Origin of the sequence: Xanthobacter autotrophicus, from assembly GCF_029991245.1 — a bacterium.
Taxonomy (GTDB): Bacteria; Pseudomonadota; Alphaproteobacteria; order Rhizobiales; family Xanthobacteraceae; genus Xanthobacter; species Xanthobacter autotrophicus_C.
On record NZ_JAIVFO010000444.1, the window covers coordinates 1 to 400 of the forward strand.

At 68.8% G+C, this 400-nt stretch carries 1 protein-coding gene; it reads left to right on the forward strand.

The window, feature by feature from the left end; genetic code table 11:
• Positions 1-400 (forward strand): ATP-binding cassette domain-containing protein (locus K9U41_RS23605; protein ID WP_282643247.1); only part of this gene is annotated, 400 nt, incomplete at both ends.

Below are 400 nucleotides of genomic sequence, written 5' to 3' on the forward strand. Positions count from 1 at the left end.
CCCAGCGCCTGGGCATCAGCACGGTCTACCAGGAGGTCAACCTCTGCCCCAACCTGTCGGTGGCCGAGAACATCTTCGCCGGCCGCTATCCGCGCCACGGGCTGGCGCAGGGCTGGCGGATCGACGGGGCGCGGATGCAGCAGCGCGCACACGAACTGGTCGCCCGCATCGGGCTGGACATCGACGTGACGTGCCTGCTGTCCGACTATCCCGTCGCCGTGCAGCAGCTGGTGGCGATCGCGCGGGCGCTCAGCATCGATGCGCGGGTGCTGATCCTGGACGAGCCCACGTCGAGCCTGGACGACGACGAGGTGCGCAAGCTGTTCGAGGTGCTGCGCCGCCTGCGCGCCGAGGGCCTGGCCATCGTCTTCGTCAGCCATTTCCTGAACCAGGTCTATGC